General features: G+C 71.5%; 15 protein-coding genes. 11 read left to right on the top strand and 4 right to left on the bottom strand.

What is annotated here, in order from left to right; all coding sequences use genetic code 11:
• The first annotated feature begins 49 nt into the window (after positions 1 to 49).
• The 7 genes from ACQP0P_RS13200 to ACQP0P_RS13170 all read left to right on the top strand — a co-directional run bounded on the left by ACQP0P_RS13200 (position 50) and on the right by ACQP0P_RS13170 (position 7,681).
• The gene (locus ACQP0P_RS13200; RefSeq protein WP_433375540.1) at positions 50 to 664 is read left to right on the top strand and encodes a DUF1016 N-terminal domain-containing protein; all 615 of its coding nucleotides are present in this window, start codon (positions 50 to 52) and stop codon (positions 662 to 664) included.
• 94 nt (positions 665 to 758) lie between these two features.
• Positions 759 to 2,216: an FAD-binding oxidoreductase gene (locus tag ACQP0P_RS13195; protein WP_433375538.1), complete on the top strand. Its 1,458-nt coding sequence runs from the start codon at positions 759 to 761 to the stop codon at positions 2,214 to 2,216.
• Positions 2,216 to 3,457 carry an FAD-binding oxidoreductase gene (locus ACQP0P_RS13190; protein WP_433375535.1) on the top strand — a complete coding sequence of 414 codons (1,242 nt, stop codon included), beginning with the start codon at positions 2,216 to 2,218 and terminating at the stop codon, positions 3,455 to 3,457. The genes ACQP0P_RS13195 and ACQP0P_RS13190 overlap by 1 nt, the downstream gene beginning before the upstream one ends.
• Before the next feature lies 1 nt (position 3,458).
• On the top strand, positions 3,459 to 4,706 hold the full coding sequence (locus ACQP0P_RS13185) for a (Fe-S)-binding protein (RefSeq protein WP_433375532.1): 1,248 nt from the start codon (positions 3,459 to 3,461) through the stop codon (positions 4,704 to 4,706).
• A 61-nt stretch (positions 4,707 to 4,767) separates the two neighbouring features.
• Complete coding sequence (locus ACQP0P_RS13180) at positions 4,768 to 5,538, top strand: IclR family transcriptional regulator (RefSeq protein WP_433375529.1); 771 nt, start codon at positions 4,768 to 4,770, stop codon at positions 5,536 to 5,538.
• Between the two features lie 449 nt (positions 5,539 to 5,987).
• Positions 5,988 to 6,587, top strand: coding sequence for an RNA polymerase sigma factor (locus ACQP0P_RS13175; protein WP_433375527.1), 600 nt, complete (start codon positions 5,988 to 5,990; stop codon positions 6,585 to 6,587).
• A complete protein-coding gene (locus ACQP0P_RS13170; protein WP_433375524.1) occupies positions 6,584 to 7,681 on the top strand; it encodes a CU044_5270 family protein in 1,098 nt (365 codons plus the stop codon). The genes ACQP0P_RS13175 and ACQP0P_RS13170 overlap by 4 nt, the downstream gene beginning before the upstream one ends.
• An 83-nt stretch (positions 7,682 to 7,764) precedes the next feature.
• On the opposite strand, the gene ACQP0P_RS13165 is transcribed toward ACQP0P_RS13170, so the two are convergent.
• The gene (locus ACQP0P_RS13165) at positions 7,765 to 8,304 is read right to left on the bottom strand and encodes a hypothetical protein (RefSeq protein WP_433375521.1); all 540 of its coding nucleotides are present in this window, start codon (positions 8,302 to 8,304) and stop codon (positions 7,765 to 7,767) included.
• A gap of 93 nt (positions 8,305 to 8,397) precedes the next feature.
• Here ACQP0P_RS13165 and ACQP0P_RS13160 point away from each other — a divergent pair, with 93 nt between their 5' ends.
• From ACQP0P_RS13160 to ACQP0P_RS13150, 3 genes are all read left to right on the top strand, one after another.
• A complete protein-coding gene (locus ACQP0P_RS13160; protein ID WP_433375518.1) occupies positions 8,398 to 9,081 on the top strand; it encodes a response regulator transcription factor in 684 nt (227 codons plus the stop codon).
• Positions 9,078 to 10,337 carry an ATP-binding protein gene (locus tag ACQP0P_RS13155; RefSeq protein ID WP_433375515.1) on the top strand — a complete coding sequence of 420 codons (1,260 nt, stop codon included), beginning with the start codon at positions 9,078 to 9,080 and terminating at the stop codon, positions 10,335 to 10,337. Before ACQP0P_RS13160 ends, ACQP0P_RS13155 begins: the two co-directional genes overlap by 4 nt.
• Before the next feature lie 288 nt (positions 10,338 to 10,625).
• A complete protein-coding gene (locus tag ACQP0P_RS13150; RefSeq protein WP_433375512.1) occupies positions 10,626 to 10,964 on the top strand; it encodes a PepSY domain-containing protein in 339 nt (112 codons plus the stop codon).
• On the opposite strand, the gene ACQP0P_RS13145 is transcribed toward ACQP0P_RS13150, so the two are convergent.
• On the bottom strand, positions 10,965 to 11,639 hold the full coding sequence (locus ACQP0P_RS13145; RefSeq protein WP_433375509.1) for an HNH endonuclease family protein: 675 nt from the start codon (positions 11,637 to 11,639) through the stop codon (positions 10,965 to 10,967).
• Positions 11,640 to 11,935: 296 nt separating this feature from the next.
• On the opposite strand from ACQP0P_RS13145, the gene ACQP0P_RS13140 reads away from it, so the two are divergent.
• Positions 11,936 to 12,385: a peptidase inhibitor family I36 protein gene (locus ACQP0P_RS13140; protein WP_433375506.1), complete on the top strand. Its 450-nt coding sequence runs from the start codon at positions 11,936 to 11,938 to the stop codon at positions 12,383 to 12,385.
• Positions 12,386 to 12,460: 75 nt separating this feature from the next.
• On the opposite strand, the gene ACQP0P_RS13135 is transcribed toward ACQP0P_RS13140, so the two are convergent.
• Together ACQP0P_RS13135 and ACQP0P_RS13130 are read right to left on the bottom strand one after the other, a co-directional pair.
• On the bottom strand, positions 12,461 to 13,219 hold the full coding sequence (locus ACQP0P_RS13135; protein WP_433375504.1) for an SDR family NAD(P)-dependent oxidoreductase: 759 nt from the start codon (positions 13,217 to 13,219) through the stop codon (positions 12,461 to 12,463).
• Between the two features lie 155 nt (positions 13,220 to 13,374).
• Positions 13,375 to 15,651 (bottom strand): tetratricopeptide repeat protein, encoded by a 2,277-nt coding sequence (locus tag ACQP0P_RS13130; protein ID WP_433375501.1) that lies wholly within the window; start codon positions 15,649 to 15,651, stop codon positions 13,375 to 13,377.
• Positions 15,652 to 15,730 lie beyond the last annotated feature (79 nt).

Genomic DNA, 15,730 nt, shown 5'->3' with positions numbered 1-15,730 from the left:
GTCACCGGCGGCGGATGCGGAGGCCGAGCCGAGTGGATACTTTGCGTGCATGAGTGATGACAGGAACGGCGAGGAAGCCGGTCGGGGCGACTACGGGTCGCTGCTCGACGCCGTCAAGCGCGAGATCACCGGCAGCCGGGGGCGGGTGGCCCTGCTCACCACCGATGCCGAGCTGATCCGGCAGTACTGGCGGATCGGCCGCCACATCCTCGAACGGCAGACGGACGACGACTGGGGCAGGAGAGCGGTGCCCCGGCTCTCGATCGACCTGCGCGGCGCGTTCCCCGAGGCCATGGGCTACTCACGGACCAATCTCCTCTACATGAGGGCATTCGCGGCGGCCTGGCCGGACTCCGTCCCGCAGACCGGGCGGCCGATCCCGTGGGGCCACCACATCGTCCTGCTGGACATGCTGGACAGCCGGGCGACGAGGGAGTTCTACGCGCGCAAGACCGCGGACGAGGGGTGGGCCAGGGGCGTCCTGATCACAATGATCAAAGGTCGGCTCCACCTCCGCATCCGTCACTCCCCGCCAGGCCCCGCCCGTACCTCGCCGGTCCCCGACTGCCGGTCCGCCCAGCGGGAGTTCGCCGGCCTGCTGGACGAGGGCCCCAGGCACGGCAGGAACGCCGGTGCCCCCGTACTGAGCGAGAATGCGAGATGAGGGTTATGTCGTTAATCGGCCGATGCAGGCCGGTGGGCGACAGCGACGGCGTCCCCGTCGTCGCCGGGCCCTCGGTCACATCGCAGGAGGAACGATGTCGACGAAGACGCTGGACGAGTCGGCCCGCAGGTTCGAGGAGCTCCTCGGCCCCGGGTCGGTGATCACCGACCCCGTGCGGCTGCGCACCTACGAATGTGACGGGCTGACCCACCACCGGGCCACTCCCGGCGTCGTGGTGCTTCCGGAGAGCGCCGAGCAGATCGCGGCCGTGGTGAGGATCTGCAACGAGTACGGCCTGCCGTTCGTGGCCAGGGGCGCCGGGACGGGTCTGTCCGGCGGGGCTCTGCCGAGGACCGACGGGGTGCTGGTGGTGACCTCGAAGATGCGGCGGATCCTCTCCGTCGACGTGCCGAACCGGCGGGCGACCGTGGAGCCGGGGGTCACCAATCTGGCGATCACCGAGGCCGTCCGCGACCTGGGCTACTACTACGCGCCCGACCCCTCCAGCCAGCAGGTCTGCACGATCGGCGGCAACGTGGCGGAGAACTCGGGCGGCGCGCACTGCCTGAAGTACGGCTTCACGGTCAACCACGTGGTCGGCCTGGAGATCGTCACCCCCGACGGTGACATCGTCGAACTCGCCGACGTCGACCCCGGCTACGACCTGCTGGGCGCGTTCGTCGGCTCGGAGGGCACACTCGGCATCGCGACCAAGGTCGTCGTACGGCTGAGCCGGCTTCCGGAGGCCGTGACGACGCTGCTCGCGGCGTTCGAGGACATCGAGCGGGGCGGCCGGGCGGTCTCGGCGATCATCGGCGGCGGCATCGTACCGGCCGCGATCGAGATGATGGACGCCCTGGCCGTCGAGGCGGCCGAGGCGGCCGTGGCGTGCGCCTACCCCGAAGGGGCCGGCGCGGTGCTCATCGTGGAGCTGGACGGCCCGGCCGAGGAGGTCGCGCACCAGTTCGGCGAGGTGACGCGGATCTGCCGGGAGAACGGCGCGTTCGAGATACGGGTCGCCGACGACCCGGTGGAGCGGGCGGCCATCTGGCGGGGCCGCAAGTCGGCGTTCGCCGCGGTGGGCCGGATCAGCCCCGCCTACATCGTCCAGGACGGCGTCGTACCGCGGACCGCGCTGTCCGAGGTGCTGGCGAGGATCGACGGGCTCTCCCGCGAGTACGGGATCAGGGTCGCGAACGTCTTCCACGCCGGTGACGGCAACCTGCACCCACTGGTGCTGTTCGACGACGCGGAGCCAGGTGCGGGCGAGCGGGCGGAGATCGTCTCGGGAAGGATCCTCGACCTGTGCATCGAGCACGGCGGTTCCATCACCGGTGAGCACGGCGTCGGCGTGGACAAATCCCGATATATGCCGAAAATGTTCTCCGACGACGACCTCGACACCATGCAGCTGGTGCGCTGCGCCTTCGACCCCCGCGGCCTGTCGAACCCGGGCAAGATCTTCCCGACCCCGCGGCTGTGCGGCGAGGTCCCCGGGGTCCGCAAGGGCGTGCACCCGCTGGTCGAGTCCGGACAGGCGGAGCACTTCTGATGGAAGCACTGCACGAGACGGGTGTGCCGGTCCGCCCGGCGACCCCCGACGAGACGGTGGGTGGAGTCCTCCCCCGCTGGGTGGCCCTGCCCGAGAGCACCGATGAGGTCGCCGCGCTGATGCGTGTCTCGGCCGCGCACGACCTGGCCGTGGTCCCGACAGGAGGCGGCACGAAGCTCGGCTGGGGAAATCCCCCCGAGCGGTGTGACCTGCTGATCGACACCCGCCGCCTGCTCCTCGGCAACGGATCGACGGTCGAGCACTCCGCCGGCGACCTCGTGGCGCGAGTCGGCGCCGGGCTTCCCCTCGACGTCCTCGACTCCGCACTCTCGCGGTTCGGGCAGGAACTGGCCCTGGACGCCGCCCCGCGCGCCGGCACGGTCGGCGGCACGCTCGCCACCGCGGTCGCCGGCCCCCGCAGGTTCCGCTACGGCACCGCCCGCGACCTGCTGATCGGCATCACGGTCGTGCTGGCCGACGGCACGACCGCCTCCTCTGGCGGCAACGTCGTCAAGAACGTCGCGGGCTACGACCTGGGCAAGCTCTTCACCGGCTCGTACGGCACGCTCGGCGTCATCACGGAGGCCACCTTCCGCCTCCATCCGATCCCGGCCGACCGCCGCTGGATCACCGTGGAACCGGCTTCCCGGGCCGGAGCCGGCCACGGAACGGCCGCGCTGGTCACCGAGCTCGCGGCCGCCCTGGCCGAGCCGAGCGCGATCGAGCTGGACTGGCCGGACCACCCGCTGGGCGCGCCCACCGTGTCCGCGCTCGTCGAGGGGGTGGCGGCCGGCGCCCGGGCGGAGGCCGTGCGCCGGCTCATGGACGGGTACGGGAGCGCGCTGATCACCACGGGGGCGCCCGCCTGGTGGGCGGTACCGCCCGGTGCGGACGTGCTGCTGGAGTTGCGGGTCCCGCCCGCCGCCGCGCACCTGGCGCTGCGGGCGGTCGCCGCGCGCGGGCTGCCCGCGCGGGTGCGCGGTTCGGTGGCCTCGGCGGTCCTGCGGGTCGCCCTGCCCGCGGACGTCGACGAGGCGGCCTTCGCCGGGTTCGTGACGGGCCTGCGCGACGACCTCCGCAAGCTCGGCGGTGGGCTGACCGTGCTCACCGCGCCTCCCGGGACCGCCCGCGGGGTGGATCGCTGGGGGCCGTCGGGCGCGCTGCCGCTGATGCGGCGGATCAAGGAACGGTTCGACCCCGACCGGAGGATGTCCCCCGGCCGGTTCGCGGGAGGGATCTGACATGGACCCGAAGCTGATCAATGACTGTGTGCACTGCGGTTTCTGCCTGCCCTCGTGCCCGACGTACGTCCTGTGGGGAGAGGAGATGGACTCCCCACGCGGCCGGATCCACCTGATGAAGCAGCACGTCGAGGGCACACCGCTGACACCGGAGATGGCCGGGCACTTCGACGCGTGCCTGGGGTGCATGGCGTGCGTGTCCGCCTGCCCGTCCGGGGTGAGGTACGACCGGCTGATCGAGCAGACCCGCGCCGAGGTGGAGCGGGTGCACGTGCGCAAGCCCGACGACCGGGCGCTGCGGGCGCTGGTCTTCCAGTTGTTCCCCTACCCCCGGCGACTGCGGGCGATGCGGCTGCCGCTGCGGCTCAGTGCCGGACTGCGCCGCGCGATCGCCCCGAGGCTGGAGCGGATCAACCCGTCCCTGGCCGCGATGGCCGACCTCGCTCCCCCGGCCGCCGCCAGGGAGGAGTTGCCGCGCGTGCTCCCGGCGCGGGGTCCGCGCAGGGCGACGGTCGGGATGCTCACCGGTTGCGTGCAGGGCGAGTTCTTCCCGCAGGTGAACGCGGCCACGGCCCGGGTGCTCGCGATGGAGGGCTGCGACGTGGTGATCCCGCCGTCGCAGGGCTGCTGCGGGGCGTTGTCACTGCACTCGGGCCAGGAGAGGCAGGCCCTGCGATTCGCGAAGCGGACGATCTCCGTCTTCGAGCGGGCGGGCGTCGACACGATCGTGGTCAACGCCGCCGGCTGCGGATCGACGATGAAGGACTACGCGGAGATCCTCGAAGCCGAGGAAGGCGAGTGGGCCGGCAGAGCACGGGCGATCAGAGTCGTCGACCTGGCCGAGTATCTCGTCGCGCTCGGGCCGGTGGCCGAACGGCACCCGCTGCCGCTCACCGTGGCCTACCACGATGCCTGCCACCTGGCCCACGCACAGGGGATAAGGTCCGAACCTCGCAGGCTCCTGGAAGGCGTGCCCGGCCTGGTACTGAGGGAGATCGCCGAGTCGGCGATCTGCTGCGGCTCCGCGGGAACCTATAACCTGTTCCAGCCCCAGGCCGCCAGGGATCTCGGTGCCCGCAAGGCGGAACGGGTGCTGGCCACCGGCGCCGACCTGCTGGTCTCGGCCAATCCCGGCTGCACCATGCAGATCGCCTCGGCGATCCGCCGCCGGGGGGACGCGCCCATCCCCGTGGCGCACACCGCCCAGGTCCTCGACGCCTCGCTGCGCGGGCTCACGGAGGTGCCGTGAACGAGCCGTCCGACGGCCATGGGGCAGGTAGGGATCCGGGGTCGCCCGGCGAGGAGGTCAGATGAGCGCCGTGCAGTCGGTCGACCGGGCACTGGACGTGCTGGAGGCGCTGGCCGAGCAGGGTGGGGAGGCGGGGCTCTCCGAGATCGCGGCCAGGACCGGCCTGCCCTACGGGACGATCCACCGGCTGCTGCGCACGCTGCTCGCACGGGGCTACGTGCGCCAGGAGTCCGACCGCCGCTACGCCCTGGGCGGCGCGCTGGTACGGCTCGGCGGGGTGGCCGAGCGCATGGTCGGCGTGTGGGCGCAGCCCCACCTGACGAAGATGGTCGAGTTGTGGGGCGAGACGGCCAATCTGGCGGTGCTGGAGGGGGACTTCGTGGTCTACGTCGCCCAGGTGCTCTCGCCGCGGCGGCTGCGGATGTTCGCCGAGGTCGGAAAGCGGGTGCTGCCGCACAGCACGGCGGTGGGAAAGGTGCTGATGGCCGACCGTCCGGACACCGAGGTGGCGTCGCTGGTCAAGCGCACCGGCATGCCCCGGCGAACCGCCAACACGATCACCGACCTGCAGGGGATGCTCACCGAGCTCGACCGGGTGCGCGAGCACGGGTACGCGATGGACCTGGGCGAGGAGGAGATCGGCGTGCACTGCCTGGCGGTGGGCGTACACGACGGGGCGCGGACCGTCGCCGCGCTGTCGGTCTCCGGGCCCGCCGAGCGGATCTCCGCGCTCGACCGGCGGGACCTCACCGAGGGGATGCGCAGGATCGCGCGCGACTTCGGCGCCGAGCTGGGTCCGGCCATGTCCGCCCAGGAGGACGGCACGGCATGAACCGGTCACCCGTGACGGTTCCGGCCACCGGGGTCGGCGGCCGGGAGGGGTGATGCCGAGGTTGCCGCCCTGCGGCACCGGGACCACGCCGACCTGCCCCTTCTGGATGGCCTGCCGGAGCACGGCGCCCTGCGGGCCGAGGGCTTCGGCAAGGTCCTTGATCGATTCGATCTCGGTGCGGACCTTGGTGTTGCGCTGAGTCTGCGCGACGTTCTCCGCCTTGGCCGCCCGCTCCGAGGCCAGGGCGTTGACCAGGGCCTCCGGCGGCTCGGGCTTCTGGGCGGCACCCGCATTTAGGTGTTGAGCATCCACCGCCAGCCGTCGGACGCCCCCCAAGGGAGACATGTCCATCTATGGAACCCGATGGAGCCGGTCGGCGGAGTAGGTAGTGAGAGTGCGTACGCGCTCCGGAAGGATTCCCTCTTGATGACGACTGGACGAAACAGGTGGTGACACTGGGTCTCCCCCAACGGACCGGGGCGTTCCCGCTGTCCCCGCCCGCCGACGACGCGACCGACGCGACGCTGATCGGGGAGTCCCTGACGGACCCCGACAGGTTCGCCGGGCTCTTCGACCGGCACGCCGACGAGATCCACCGGTACGTGGCGCGGCGGCTGGACGACGTGACCACGGCCGACGACATGACGGCCGAGACGTTCCTCGTAGCCTTCCGCAAGCGGGCCCGGTACGACCTCGGCCGCGCCGACGCCAGACCCTGGCTGTACGGGATCGCCTCCAACCTGATCTCCGGCCACCGCAGGTCGGAGACCCGCAGGTTGAAGACGCTCGCCCGGCAGGTTCCCGAGCCCGCGGCCGAATTCGAGGACCGCAGCGCCGAGCGCGTCACCGCCGACCGGCTCAGACCCGCCCTCGCCGCCGCGCTGGCCGGGCTCGGCTCCGCGGAGCGGGACCTGCTCCTGCTGGTGGCCTGGGCCGACCTGACCTACGAGGAGGCCGCGCAGGCGCTCGGCATCCCGATCGGGACCGTCAGGTCCCGCCTCTCCCGCACCCGGACCAAGATCCGCCGCTCCCTGGAGTCACACAGATGAACAAGGACGAGATCGAGCTGGTGGCCGCCATCCGGCCTGAGGCGCCCCCGTACTCCGACGAGGCCAGGCAGGCGGCCAGGCGGGGGCTGGCCGCGACCGCCGCGTCGCGGGCACGGGGACGGAACCCGCTGCGGAACGGGCCGCGGTGGCGCGGGCCGTACGCGATGGCGCTGGCCGGGGCGCTCGCGGTGACGGTGGGGGCGACCGCGATCACCCTGGCGCGGGCTCCGGGCGGCGGCCCCTCCGGAGACGTCGAGGAGGTCGTGGTGACGATGCCCAAGATCGTCGCCGTCTCGGCGAGCGAGGTACTGGACAGGGCGGCGCGAGCGGCCGTGAAGAAGGACCTCGCCCCGCGTGACGACCAGTTCGTCAAGGTCGAGTCGGAGACGATGTACGGCTCCTTCGGCTTCGAGGCGATGAACCCGGAGACGGGCGAGCCAGAGGAGGAGACCCGCTACCTCTACCGGACCAGGCGGGCCATCTGGCTGTCCGCCGACGGGACGAGGAACGGCGTGCTGCGGATCGAACACCTGGAGCCCAGGGCCTACCCGGGCTGGCCGATCCCCGAGACGGCGTACAAGGAGTCCGGAGTCGAGACGATGCCGCTGGTGAACTGCGGGAAGATCCCCGAATACATGCGTACCGACCACGCGGCGCTCAGGAGGCTCCCCACGGACGCCGACGGGATGCGCGCCCACCTCTACACCGGCGACCGGGGCGGCGACTCCAAGGACGAGGCGGCCTTCACCGCGGCGGGCGACATGCTCAGGGAGACCTACATGCCCCCGGCGCAGCGGGCGGCGCTGTTCAAGGCGGTGGGCACCATCCCCGGGGTCGACGTCACCGAGCGGGCCGAGGACGCGGCGGGACGCGAGGGGATCGGCGTCGGCAGGGTCGGCCTCGACGGCGTCAGACAGGATCTGATCTTCGACGCGAAGACGTACGATCTGCTCGGCGAGCGCGGGATCGTGGTCGACGAGAAGGCCGCCAAGTCCCCCAGAGGCAGCCTGGTCGCCTCGACCGCCCAGCTCTCGGTCACGGTGGCCGACGAGGCTCCCGAGGTGGAGGTCGGGGACGCGGACCGCTGCGGCTGACAACCGCTCCTGCCTGCCCCCCCCCCGCCCGCCGCGGCGCCGTGGACCCGACTTCGCGGACGGGGAGCCCCGGCCACGGCCGATCAGCTGTGGACGCGGTGGACGGGTGATCCGTCGGCCGCGCAGGTGACCTCGACCTTGACCTCGGTCTCCTCGGACTCGAACTCGACGCGGGCCCGGTCGGCGGGTCCGCGCTCGACGTCGTCGGTCTGGAATCCCTGGGCCGGGCTCCACGACCGGAGGGTGACCAGGCCGTCCTTGCAGCGGGCGATGACCCTGCCGCCCGCCGTGGTGATCACCCGGCTCTCGCCGGGCTCCGCGACGGGCGCGGCGGTGGTGGTGACGGTAACGGTCGGCTGGGGAGCGGACTCGGCGACGGTCGATTCGGAAGCGGACTCGGCGGGATCCGAGGTGACCCCGGCCGTGGGAACGGCGGTGGGAGGACCGCCGGGAAGGGACGAGGCCAGGGCGAGCGCCTCGTCGACCTCGGCGGCGGAGAGCGGCTGGAGCCCGGTGTCCGTCAGCGGCTCGCTGATCCGGTCGATCACCGCCACCCCCGCCGCGGTCGCGAGGAGTCCGGTGACCAGCCAACCGGCCACGACCAGGGGAAGGCGCTTACGCATGCGTTCACTGTGCCACCTGAAACGATAAGACGAGGTTAAGGGGCCGATAACCCGCTTTTGACGTGGTGTGGAAGGAGGCTAACGTGGCGGCAAATGTCGAACGTACTGCTCATCGAGGACGACGCCGCGATCCGCACCTCCCTCACCCGGGGCCTGCGCGACCGCGGTCACGCCGTGTCATCCGCTCCCACCGCTCTCGACGGCCTCCGGCTGGCCGTTGAGGAACACCCCGACCTGGTGGTACTCGATCTCGGCCTGCCCGACATGGATGGGCTGGACCTCCTTCGGATGCTCCGGGCGGTGAGCCGGGTCCCGGTGATCGTGGCGACCGCGCGGGACGGGGACACGGAGATGGTCAGGTTGCTGGACGCGGGCGCCGACGACTACGTGGTCAAGCCGTTCAGCGCGACCCAGCTCGACGCCCGGATCCGGGCGGTGCTCCGGCGGGTGGCCGGCGAGAACCGCGCCGACAGCTCGGTCACCGTCGGAGGCCTGCGGATCGACCCGCGTACCCGGGAGGCGACCCTGGACGGGACGCCGCTGGATCTGAGCCCGCGGGAGTTCGACCTGCTCCACTACCTGGCCGCCCGCCCCGGCGAGGTGGTCACCAAGCGGGAGCTGCTCACCCACGTCTGGCAGATCCCCTACGGCGGAGCCGACAAGACCGTGGACGTCCATCTGTCGTGGCTCCGCCGCAAGCTGGGCGAGACCTCCCAGGAGCCCCGCTACCTGCAGACCGTCCGGGGCGTCGGCGTGCGACTGGCCGCCCCGGCATGAGGCGCTGGCTGACCCTGCTGGTCGCGGCGACCACCTCCCTGGTGCTGATCGCGCTGATGGTCCCGCTGGCGCTCCTGGTCCGCACGGTGGCGGTGAGCGGGGCGGTCAGCGAGGCCGAGAGCGAGGCCGAGTCGGTGGCCGTCGCGGTCGGCGCCGTGGACACCGAGACCCTGCGGCTCACCACGGAACAGACCTCGCACCCGGTCACCGTCTTCCTCCCCGACGGCCAGGTGATCGGCGCCCCGGCCCCGCGCTCCACCGCCGTGGAGCTGGCCCTCCTCGGTCGCAGCGTCACCGCCGCCGCCCCCGGCGGGAGGGAGATCCTGGTCTCGGTCCAGGGGGCGCCCGGGGGTACCGCGGTGGTCCGGGTGTTCCTGGACGACGACCGGCTGACCAGGGGGGTGCCCCAGGTCTGGGCCGGGCTGGCGGCGCTCGGCCTGGCCCTGGTCGGGCTGGGCGTGCTGGTCGGCGACCGGCTGGCCCGCGCGGTGATCAGGCCGATCACCGCGCTGGCGGGGGTCTCGCACCGGCTCGCCGCGGGCGACCTGTCCGCCAGAACCGTGCCCGACGGCCCCGTCGAGGTGCACGCGGTCGGCCTCGCCCTCAACCACCTGGCCGAGCGCATCACCGGCCTGCTGGCGGAGGAACGGGAGAGCGCCGCCGACCTGTCACACCGGCTGCGCACCCCGCTGACCGGGCTGAGGCTGGAGGCCGAGTCCCTGACCGACCCGGAGGAGTCGGCCAGGATCGAGGCCCGGGTGGACGCCCTGGAACGCGCCGTCACCTCGGTGATCAACGAGGCCAGACGGCGGGTGCGGGACCGGGCCGAGTGCGACGCGGCGGCGGTGACCGCGGCCCGGGTCGCGTTCTGGTCGGTGCTCGCCGAGGATCAGGCGCGGCACTTCACCCTCGACCTGGCTCCCGGCCCGTTGCCGGTCGCCGTCCCCGTGGACGAACTGGCCGCCTGCGTGGACGCGCTGCTCGGCAACGTGTTCGCGCACACGCCCGAGGGGGTCTCGTTCTCCGTACGGTTGGAACCGGCCGAGGGCGGCGCGCTGCTGACCGTCGCCGACGCCGGTCCCGGCTTCGCCACCTCCGACCCGCCGCAGCGTGGGGAGAGCGGGGCCGGGTCGACCGGCCTCGGCCTCGACATCGCCCGTCGCACCGCCGAGTCGGCGGGCGGCTCGCTGTCCCTGCGGACCTCTGCCGCGGGCGGGGCGGGCGTGATCCTGTTCCTGCCCGCCGCCACGTCCTGAGGATCGGCGGCCGTTCGCCGATCCCCGGCCTCCGGCTGAGAGGCTCAGCGGGTTGCCGCGGCGGCGCCCCCTTTCGCACCGGTACTCGTCGCGAACGAGCACCGGGCCCTCCCGTCCCCCACGGTCCTCCACGGGCGTCCGGCCGGATGACGGACCGTGTTCGGGTGGCACTGCCCTGACAGCCGGGAAGCCCGATCCGGCCCGCCCGGGGGTGCGATCCGAAACCGGATTCCCTCGCTTAACGATCTCTTAGCGTGCCCCTATCAAAATCTCGGCAAATCTTGACCCATGAAGCGAATCACCAGAATCACCGTCGGAACCCTCGCAACCGCCGCCCTGCTGACCGCTGGGGGCGGCGTCGCCCTCGCCGCGCACCAGACGGACAGCACGGCGATCACCTCCACCACCACCGCCGGCACGACCGCGGCGGACATCTCCTCCCGCAAGGCCGTACAGATCGCCAAGAAGCGCGTCCCCGGCGCGCGGGTGACCAAGGTCGAGCGCGAGTGGGAGCACGGCCAGCGCGCCTGGAAGATCGAGCTGCGCAAGGGCGCCTGGGAGTACGACGTCTACGTGTCGGCGCGGACAGGGAAGATCATCAAGTTGAAGCGCGAGTACGACGACTGATCAGCAGGCCTCGAGTACGGCCTGCATGGCGTTCTTCTCCGCGGGCGTCACCCACAGGCCGTACTTGACCTTCACCTTGATCTGGCGCTCGACGTAGGGGCACCGGTAGGCGTGGCGCGGCGGGAGCCAGGTCGCCGCGTCACCGGCGCCCTTCTGGCTGTTCAGCGGCCCGTCGACGGCCAGCAGGTTCAGCGGGTCGTTGGCCAGTTCCTTGCGCTTGGTCTCGGTCCACGCCTGGGCGCCCTTCTGCCAGGCGTCGGCGAGTGCGATCACATGGTCGATCTGCACCGCCGAACTGGTCCGCGTCCCGCGCTTGAACTCGATGGTCTTGCCGCTGTAGGGGTCGTCGAGAACGCCGGACTGCACGATGCAGTTCTTGCCGCCCTCCTTGAAGGTCACATCCTTCAGGTCGCGGATGAGAATGTCGTTGCGGGTGTCGCAGCCGTTCTTGTCGACGTCCGACCACGCGGGCCCGAACTCGTCACGGTCGAAACCGGTCATCGAGGCGCGGCCCTTGACCTCAAGCCTCTTCAGGTCCTGGAGCGCCTCGGACGCGGACTGCCCGCCGCCGGAGGACTTCGTACCGTCGTCCAGATCGCCCGGGATCGGGCCGCAGCCCACCACCGTGAACGCGATCGTCGCGATGACCATCCCTCGTGCCAGCGCAGCCCGCACTATGCCACCTCTCTCGCGCGTTCACTACCTCTGAAGCGGCAAATTATTCCAGACACCTCCTTCAATCCTAAAAGCCTCAAGCAGGCTGCGGGAGACCGGGAGGCTTTTCGGGGCGTCAATCCGCACCTTAACCATGTCTCACATCCGACCTGCACAAATGCATTGCGAACACCGCCCTGCCGGAAGCACGTCTCGGAATTTTTACTCAACGCGACTATCGACTACGTAAAGTAACAATGCTCTAATGGCCAAGAGCGCTCACAATCAGTGAGGGAACAACTACGAAGAGGATTCGCATGGGTAAGATCTCATCGCGTCATCCCCACCTCGCACGGACCGCGACAGGACTGTTCAGCACCGCGGCCGCCCTGCTCCTGGCCTCCGCCGGCTCCACCGCGGCGGCCGCGCAGCAGGCCTCCAGCCTGCCACCGAGAGTGGTCCAGCTCGCGGAGAACGCGAGCTGCCCCTTCAACAGCCTCTGTCTCTACCGCGACCACGGCTTCAACGGACCGGGATACAGCATCCCCGCGGGTTACCCGACCGATCTGAACAACGTGCCGATGCCGGGCGGGGTGGGCGGCTCCTCCACCGCCGCGAACAACGTCTCGTCATGGATCAACAACACCGGTTACTACGTCCTGCTGATCGACTACGAGGGCGAGGAGCGCACACTGTACCCCGGCTACTCCTTCGAAGAGCCCCCCGAGACCAACGACAGCGTCGACGCCGTCGACTGGCGCTACTGACCCCCGCCCCCCTTTCTTCTCCCCGCGTGCCCGCCCGTCCGGGCCTCGGGGAGAAGGCCGCCGCGACCGCCCAGGTCAGGTGATCAGGATCCCGCCGTCGACCGGGATCACCGCACCGGTGACGTACGAGGCGGCGTCCGAGGCGAGAAAGATCGCCGCCGCGACGAGTTCGGCCGGATCTCCCGGGCGCTTCATCAGCACCCGGTGCTCAAGCTGCCAGGCCAGATAGCCCTCCGCGTACTGGTCGGTCATCTCCGAGGCGAAGAAACCCGGCTCGACGCAGTTGACCCGGATGCCGCGCCGTCCCGTCCACTGCTGGGCGAGGTCACGGGTGAGACCGACGACCCCCGCCTTGGACGCGCTGTAGGCGGCCTGCGGCAGCCCGGCGGTCGTCTCGCCCAGGATGCTGCCGACGTTGACGATCGAGGAGCCGGGCTTCATGACCCTGGCGCAGGCCTGCGCCATCCAGTAGGTGCCGTACAGGTTGATCTCCACCACCTGCCGGAACTGCTCGGGCGTCTCCCTCAACGCCGGGACCGCGGTGCCCACACCCGCGTTGTTGATCAGGATGTCCACCGCACCCAGTTCGGCAACCGCCGCTTCGGCCAGGGCCTGGCAGTCCTCGGGCCTGGCCACGTCGGTGACGAGGGTCACGCATCGCCTGCCGGTCTCCTCGATCAGGGCGCGGGTCTCCTCAAGACGGTCCTTCCTGCGAGCGCCGATCACGATGTCCGCACCCGCCTCGGCCAGGCCCCTGGCGAACGCGACGCCGAGCCCCGAGGACGCGCCGGTGACGATCGCGACCTTGCCGTCCAGCCGGAATCGGTCCAGCATTTGATTCTCCCCAGTCCGCCGCACATGCCGGACAAGATTCTAACGACCAAGAAAAGCACCGCCCGCGAGGGGCCTCCTCACGGGCGGTGCGGTTTTCCGGGCTCAAGGCTCCGAGCGGTGCCGCGAGCCTCGGGAGCGGCCCGCGGCGATCCGTCCTACAGGCCGTACTCCTTGGTGATCCGCTCGTGCCGCTCCACCTCGACATCGACGGCCTTGGCCAGATCGAGCCAGGCCAGCGGGTGCACCCAGCGCTCGGTGGCGTCGTCCAGGAGCGCGTCGACCTCGACCGGGCTGATGTCCGGCGGGACCGCGATCCAGCCAAACACGCCGGGCAGCGGCTCGCCCGTGGTCGGGTGGGTCACGGTGTAGTTGTCGTCGCTGTAGACCCACATCGGCCAGCCACGCTCGGCCATGACCTCGTTGAACTCCGTCCAGTCGGCCTGGCTGGGCGCGGCACCGTCGAAGAACCAGCTGGTGTAGCCACCGGGGCGGAGCATGCTCACCGCGGCGAAGGGCGGGACGAACTTCTCCTGCTCCTCGGCGCTCTCCGGAATCGGCTCCAGCAACTGCGGCTCGAAGACGACCAGGTCACCGGCGTTGTACTCCATGCCGGGAGGCTGGGGAATGGCCAGGCGCGCCGTCGCGGGGCCCGTGCGCACGCTCAGGACCTGACGCTGACTGCCGTCGGGGGCGGGGAGGATGATGCGCACCAGGCCCATCTCCTCCTCGATCGGTCCCTCGCTCGACTGCAGCGGAATCCCGATCCTGGCGGCGCCCAGGCGGACGGTCTCCCAGTCTTCGGCGGCCGTCGCCATGACGACCATCCTCCACAGGTCCTGCTGCTCGATCTCCTCGGAGTCGAGGAGATCGCGCAGGATGCCCGCGCCCTTGGCGTTGTCGCCGAGCTGCTGCGCCGCGGCCGACCACAGCCTGGCCGCGTCGACACCGCCGCCGGCGGCGACCGCGGCCTCTCCCTCGGCCGCCGCCTGCTCCCAGCGCTCCCGCGCGGTATGCAGGCGCCCCAGGGCCATGTGGCGCTGCGCGGCGGGCAGCCGCTCGGCCAGCTGCTCCAGGCGCTCGTCCTGACGGGCCTCGATCAGCAGGCTGCTGAGGTACGCGGAGTCCTGCGGGTCGGCGTTCTCGATGTCGCCGGACTCGACCAGCATGGTCCAGTAGATGTCGGCACCCCTCGCCGGGTAGCCGAGAAAGCCCAGCGTGGTGGTGTGGCGCCGGGTGCCCTCCACGTCGCGGCCGGACAGCGGGGCCAGCCAGCCCACCCAGCGCTCCGGGTCGGCGTTGAAGCCGTCGGCGGCGTCGAAGGAGCCGACCAGCTCGTCCTCGGGGACCGAGGCAGGAAGCGCGGTGGCCTCGGCGGCTGCGGTGCGCAGCGCGGCGATCCGCTCGGCGACGTCACCGGAGTTCCTGAGCTCTCCCGCCGCCGACTCCGCCAGGTCGGCCAGGAGGTGCGCCTGCCAGATTCCCTGGCGGGCGACCGCCAGGTGCCCGGCGACGAGCGCCAGCTCGACCCGGGCGCGGTAGCCGCCCATCATCGCGAAGTAGTCGATCCACTGCTTGAGCACCCGGCCCAGCTGCCAGGTGTTGGTGATCTGCGCCGACCCGGCGAGCGCGCGGATGGCGTACGACCACTCGACCCAGGCGCGGGGGTGCTCGCCGACCACGTCGAGATCGGGCAGGGCGTCGACGGACTCCTGCACGCGATCGAGGGTCGCGAGCACGAGCGCACGGAGCACTCCCTCGCGATACCCCTTGGCCACCGGGTCGTCCGGCTTGAGACCGGCCGCGGCGTCGAGCGCGGTGAGCGCGTCCTCCGCGCGGCCCGCGGCGAGCAGCGCGCGGGCCGAGGCGGCCCCCAGCTCCCAGCTCGCCTCGCGGCCCGCGCCGCCCAGCGCCGCCACGGCGGTCTCGGCGTGGGAGACGGCCTCCTCGGCGCGCCCCGCGTCGAGAAGCGCCGCGACATAGTGCTCGGCGACGGAGGCGAAGGCCAGCGAGCCGGGCTCGACCTCCAGTGCCGAGAGCGCGGCCAGCCGCTCGGCGGCGTAACCGGGGCCGTCGGCGTTCGCCTGGGCGAGGGCCAGCGCCACGACGGCACCGGGCGCGGCCGGGCATTCGCGGACGTCCTCGCGCCTGGTGAACTCGACCAGTGCCTCGGCGTCGGCGATCGCGACCGCCCCCTGCGCGCGGTCGCCGATACGGCCGATCAGATGCCAGTAGCGGGCGTAGAACTCCAGCCAGGGCATCTGCAGGTTCTCCGCCTGCTGCGCGATCGCGGGCGCGAGCACGTCGAGCTGCGCGTATCGGCCTTCCAGCGCCTGCGCGGGCACATCTCCGATCGCCATAGCCAGACCGGTGTTACCTGCTTCGTGCAGTTGCCGCTGGGTGTCGCCCACCCAGGCCCAGATGTCCACGTCCATGAGACGTCAGTCTGCCAGGTCGGGAAGCATGCCCCAAACGACTTGGCGATCCCGCACGGTCCAGAGGGGCGGTGTTACG

The organism is Streptosporangium sp. CA-115845 (assembly GCF_050943795.1).
Classification (GTDB): Bacteria; Actinomycetota; Actinomycetes; order Streptosporangiales; family Streptosporangiaceae; genus Streptosporangium.
The sequence above is the reverse complement of the archived record's forward strand: the minus strand, read 5'-3'. Positions and strand labels throughout refer to the sequence as shown.

Coding starts and splice junctions, on each gene's coding strand:
- ACQP0P_RS13200 (WP_433375540.1), top strand. CDS start 50: ATGAGTGATGACAGGAACGGCGAGGAAGCCGGTCGGGGCGACTACGGG.
- ACQP0P_RS13195 (WP_433375538.1), top strand. CDS start 759: ATGTCGACGAAGACGCTGGACGAGTCGGCCCGCAGGTTCGAGGAGCTC.
- ACQP0P_RS13190 (WP_433375535.1), top strand. CDS start 2,216: ATGGAAGCACTGCACGAGACGGGTGTGCCGGTCCGCCCGGCGACCCCC.
- ACQP0P_RS13185 (WP_433375532.1), top strand. CDS start 3,459: ATGGACCCGAAGCTGATCAATGACTGTGTGCACTGCGGTTTCTGCCTG.
- ACQP0P_RS13180 (WP_433375529.1), top strand. CDS start 4,768: ATGAGCGCCGTGCAGTCGGTCGACCGGGCACTGGACGTGCTGGAGGCG.
- ACQP0P_RS13170 (WP_433375524.1), top strand. CDS start 6,584: ATGAACAAGGACGAGATCGAGCTGGTGGCCGCCATCCGGCCTGAGGCG.
- ACQP0P_RS13165 (WP_433375521.1), bottom strand. CDS start 8,304: ATGCGTAAGCGCCTTCCCCTGGTCGTGGCCGGTTGGCTGGTCACCGGA.
- ACQP0P_RS13160 (WP_433375518.1), top strand. CDS start 8,398: ATGTCGAACGTACTGCTCATCGAGGACGACGCCGCGATCCGCACCTCC.
- ACQP0P_RS13155 (WP_433375515.1), top strand. CDS start 9,078: ATGAGGCGCTGGCTGACCCTGCTGGTCGCGGCGACCACCTCCCTGGTG.
- ACQP0P_RS13150 (WP_433375512.1), top strand. CDS start 10,626: ATGAAGCGAATCACCAGAATCACCGTCGGAACCCTCGCAACCGCCGCC.
- ACQP0P_RS13140 (WP_433375506.1), top strand. CDS start 11,936: ATGGGTAAGATCTCATCGCGTCATCCCCACCTCGCACGGACCGCGACA.
- ACQP0P_RS13135 (WP_433375504.1), bottom strand. CDS start 13,219: ATGCTGGACCGATTCCGGCTGGACGGCAAGGTCGCGATCGTCACCGGC.
- ACQP0P_RS13130 (WP_433375501.1), bottom strand. CDS start 15,651: ATGGACGTGGACATCTGGGCCTGGGTGGGCGACACCCAGCGGCAACTG.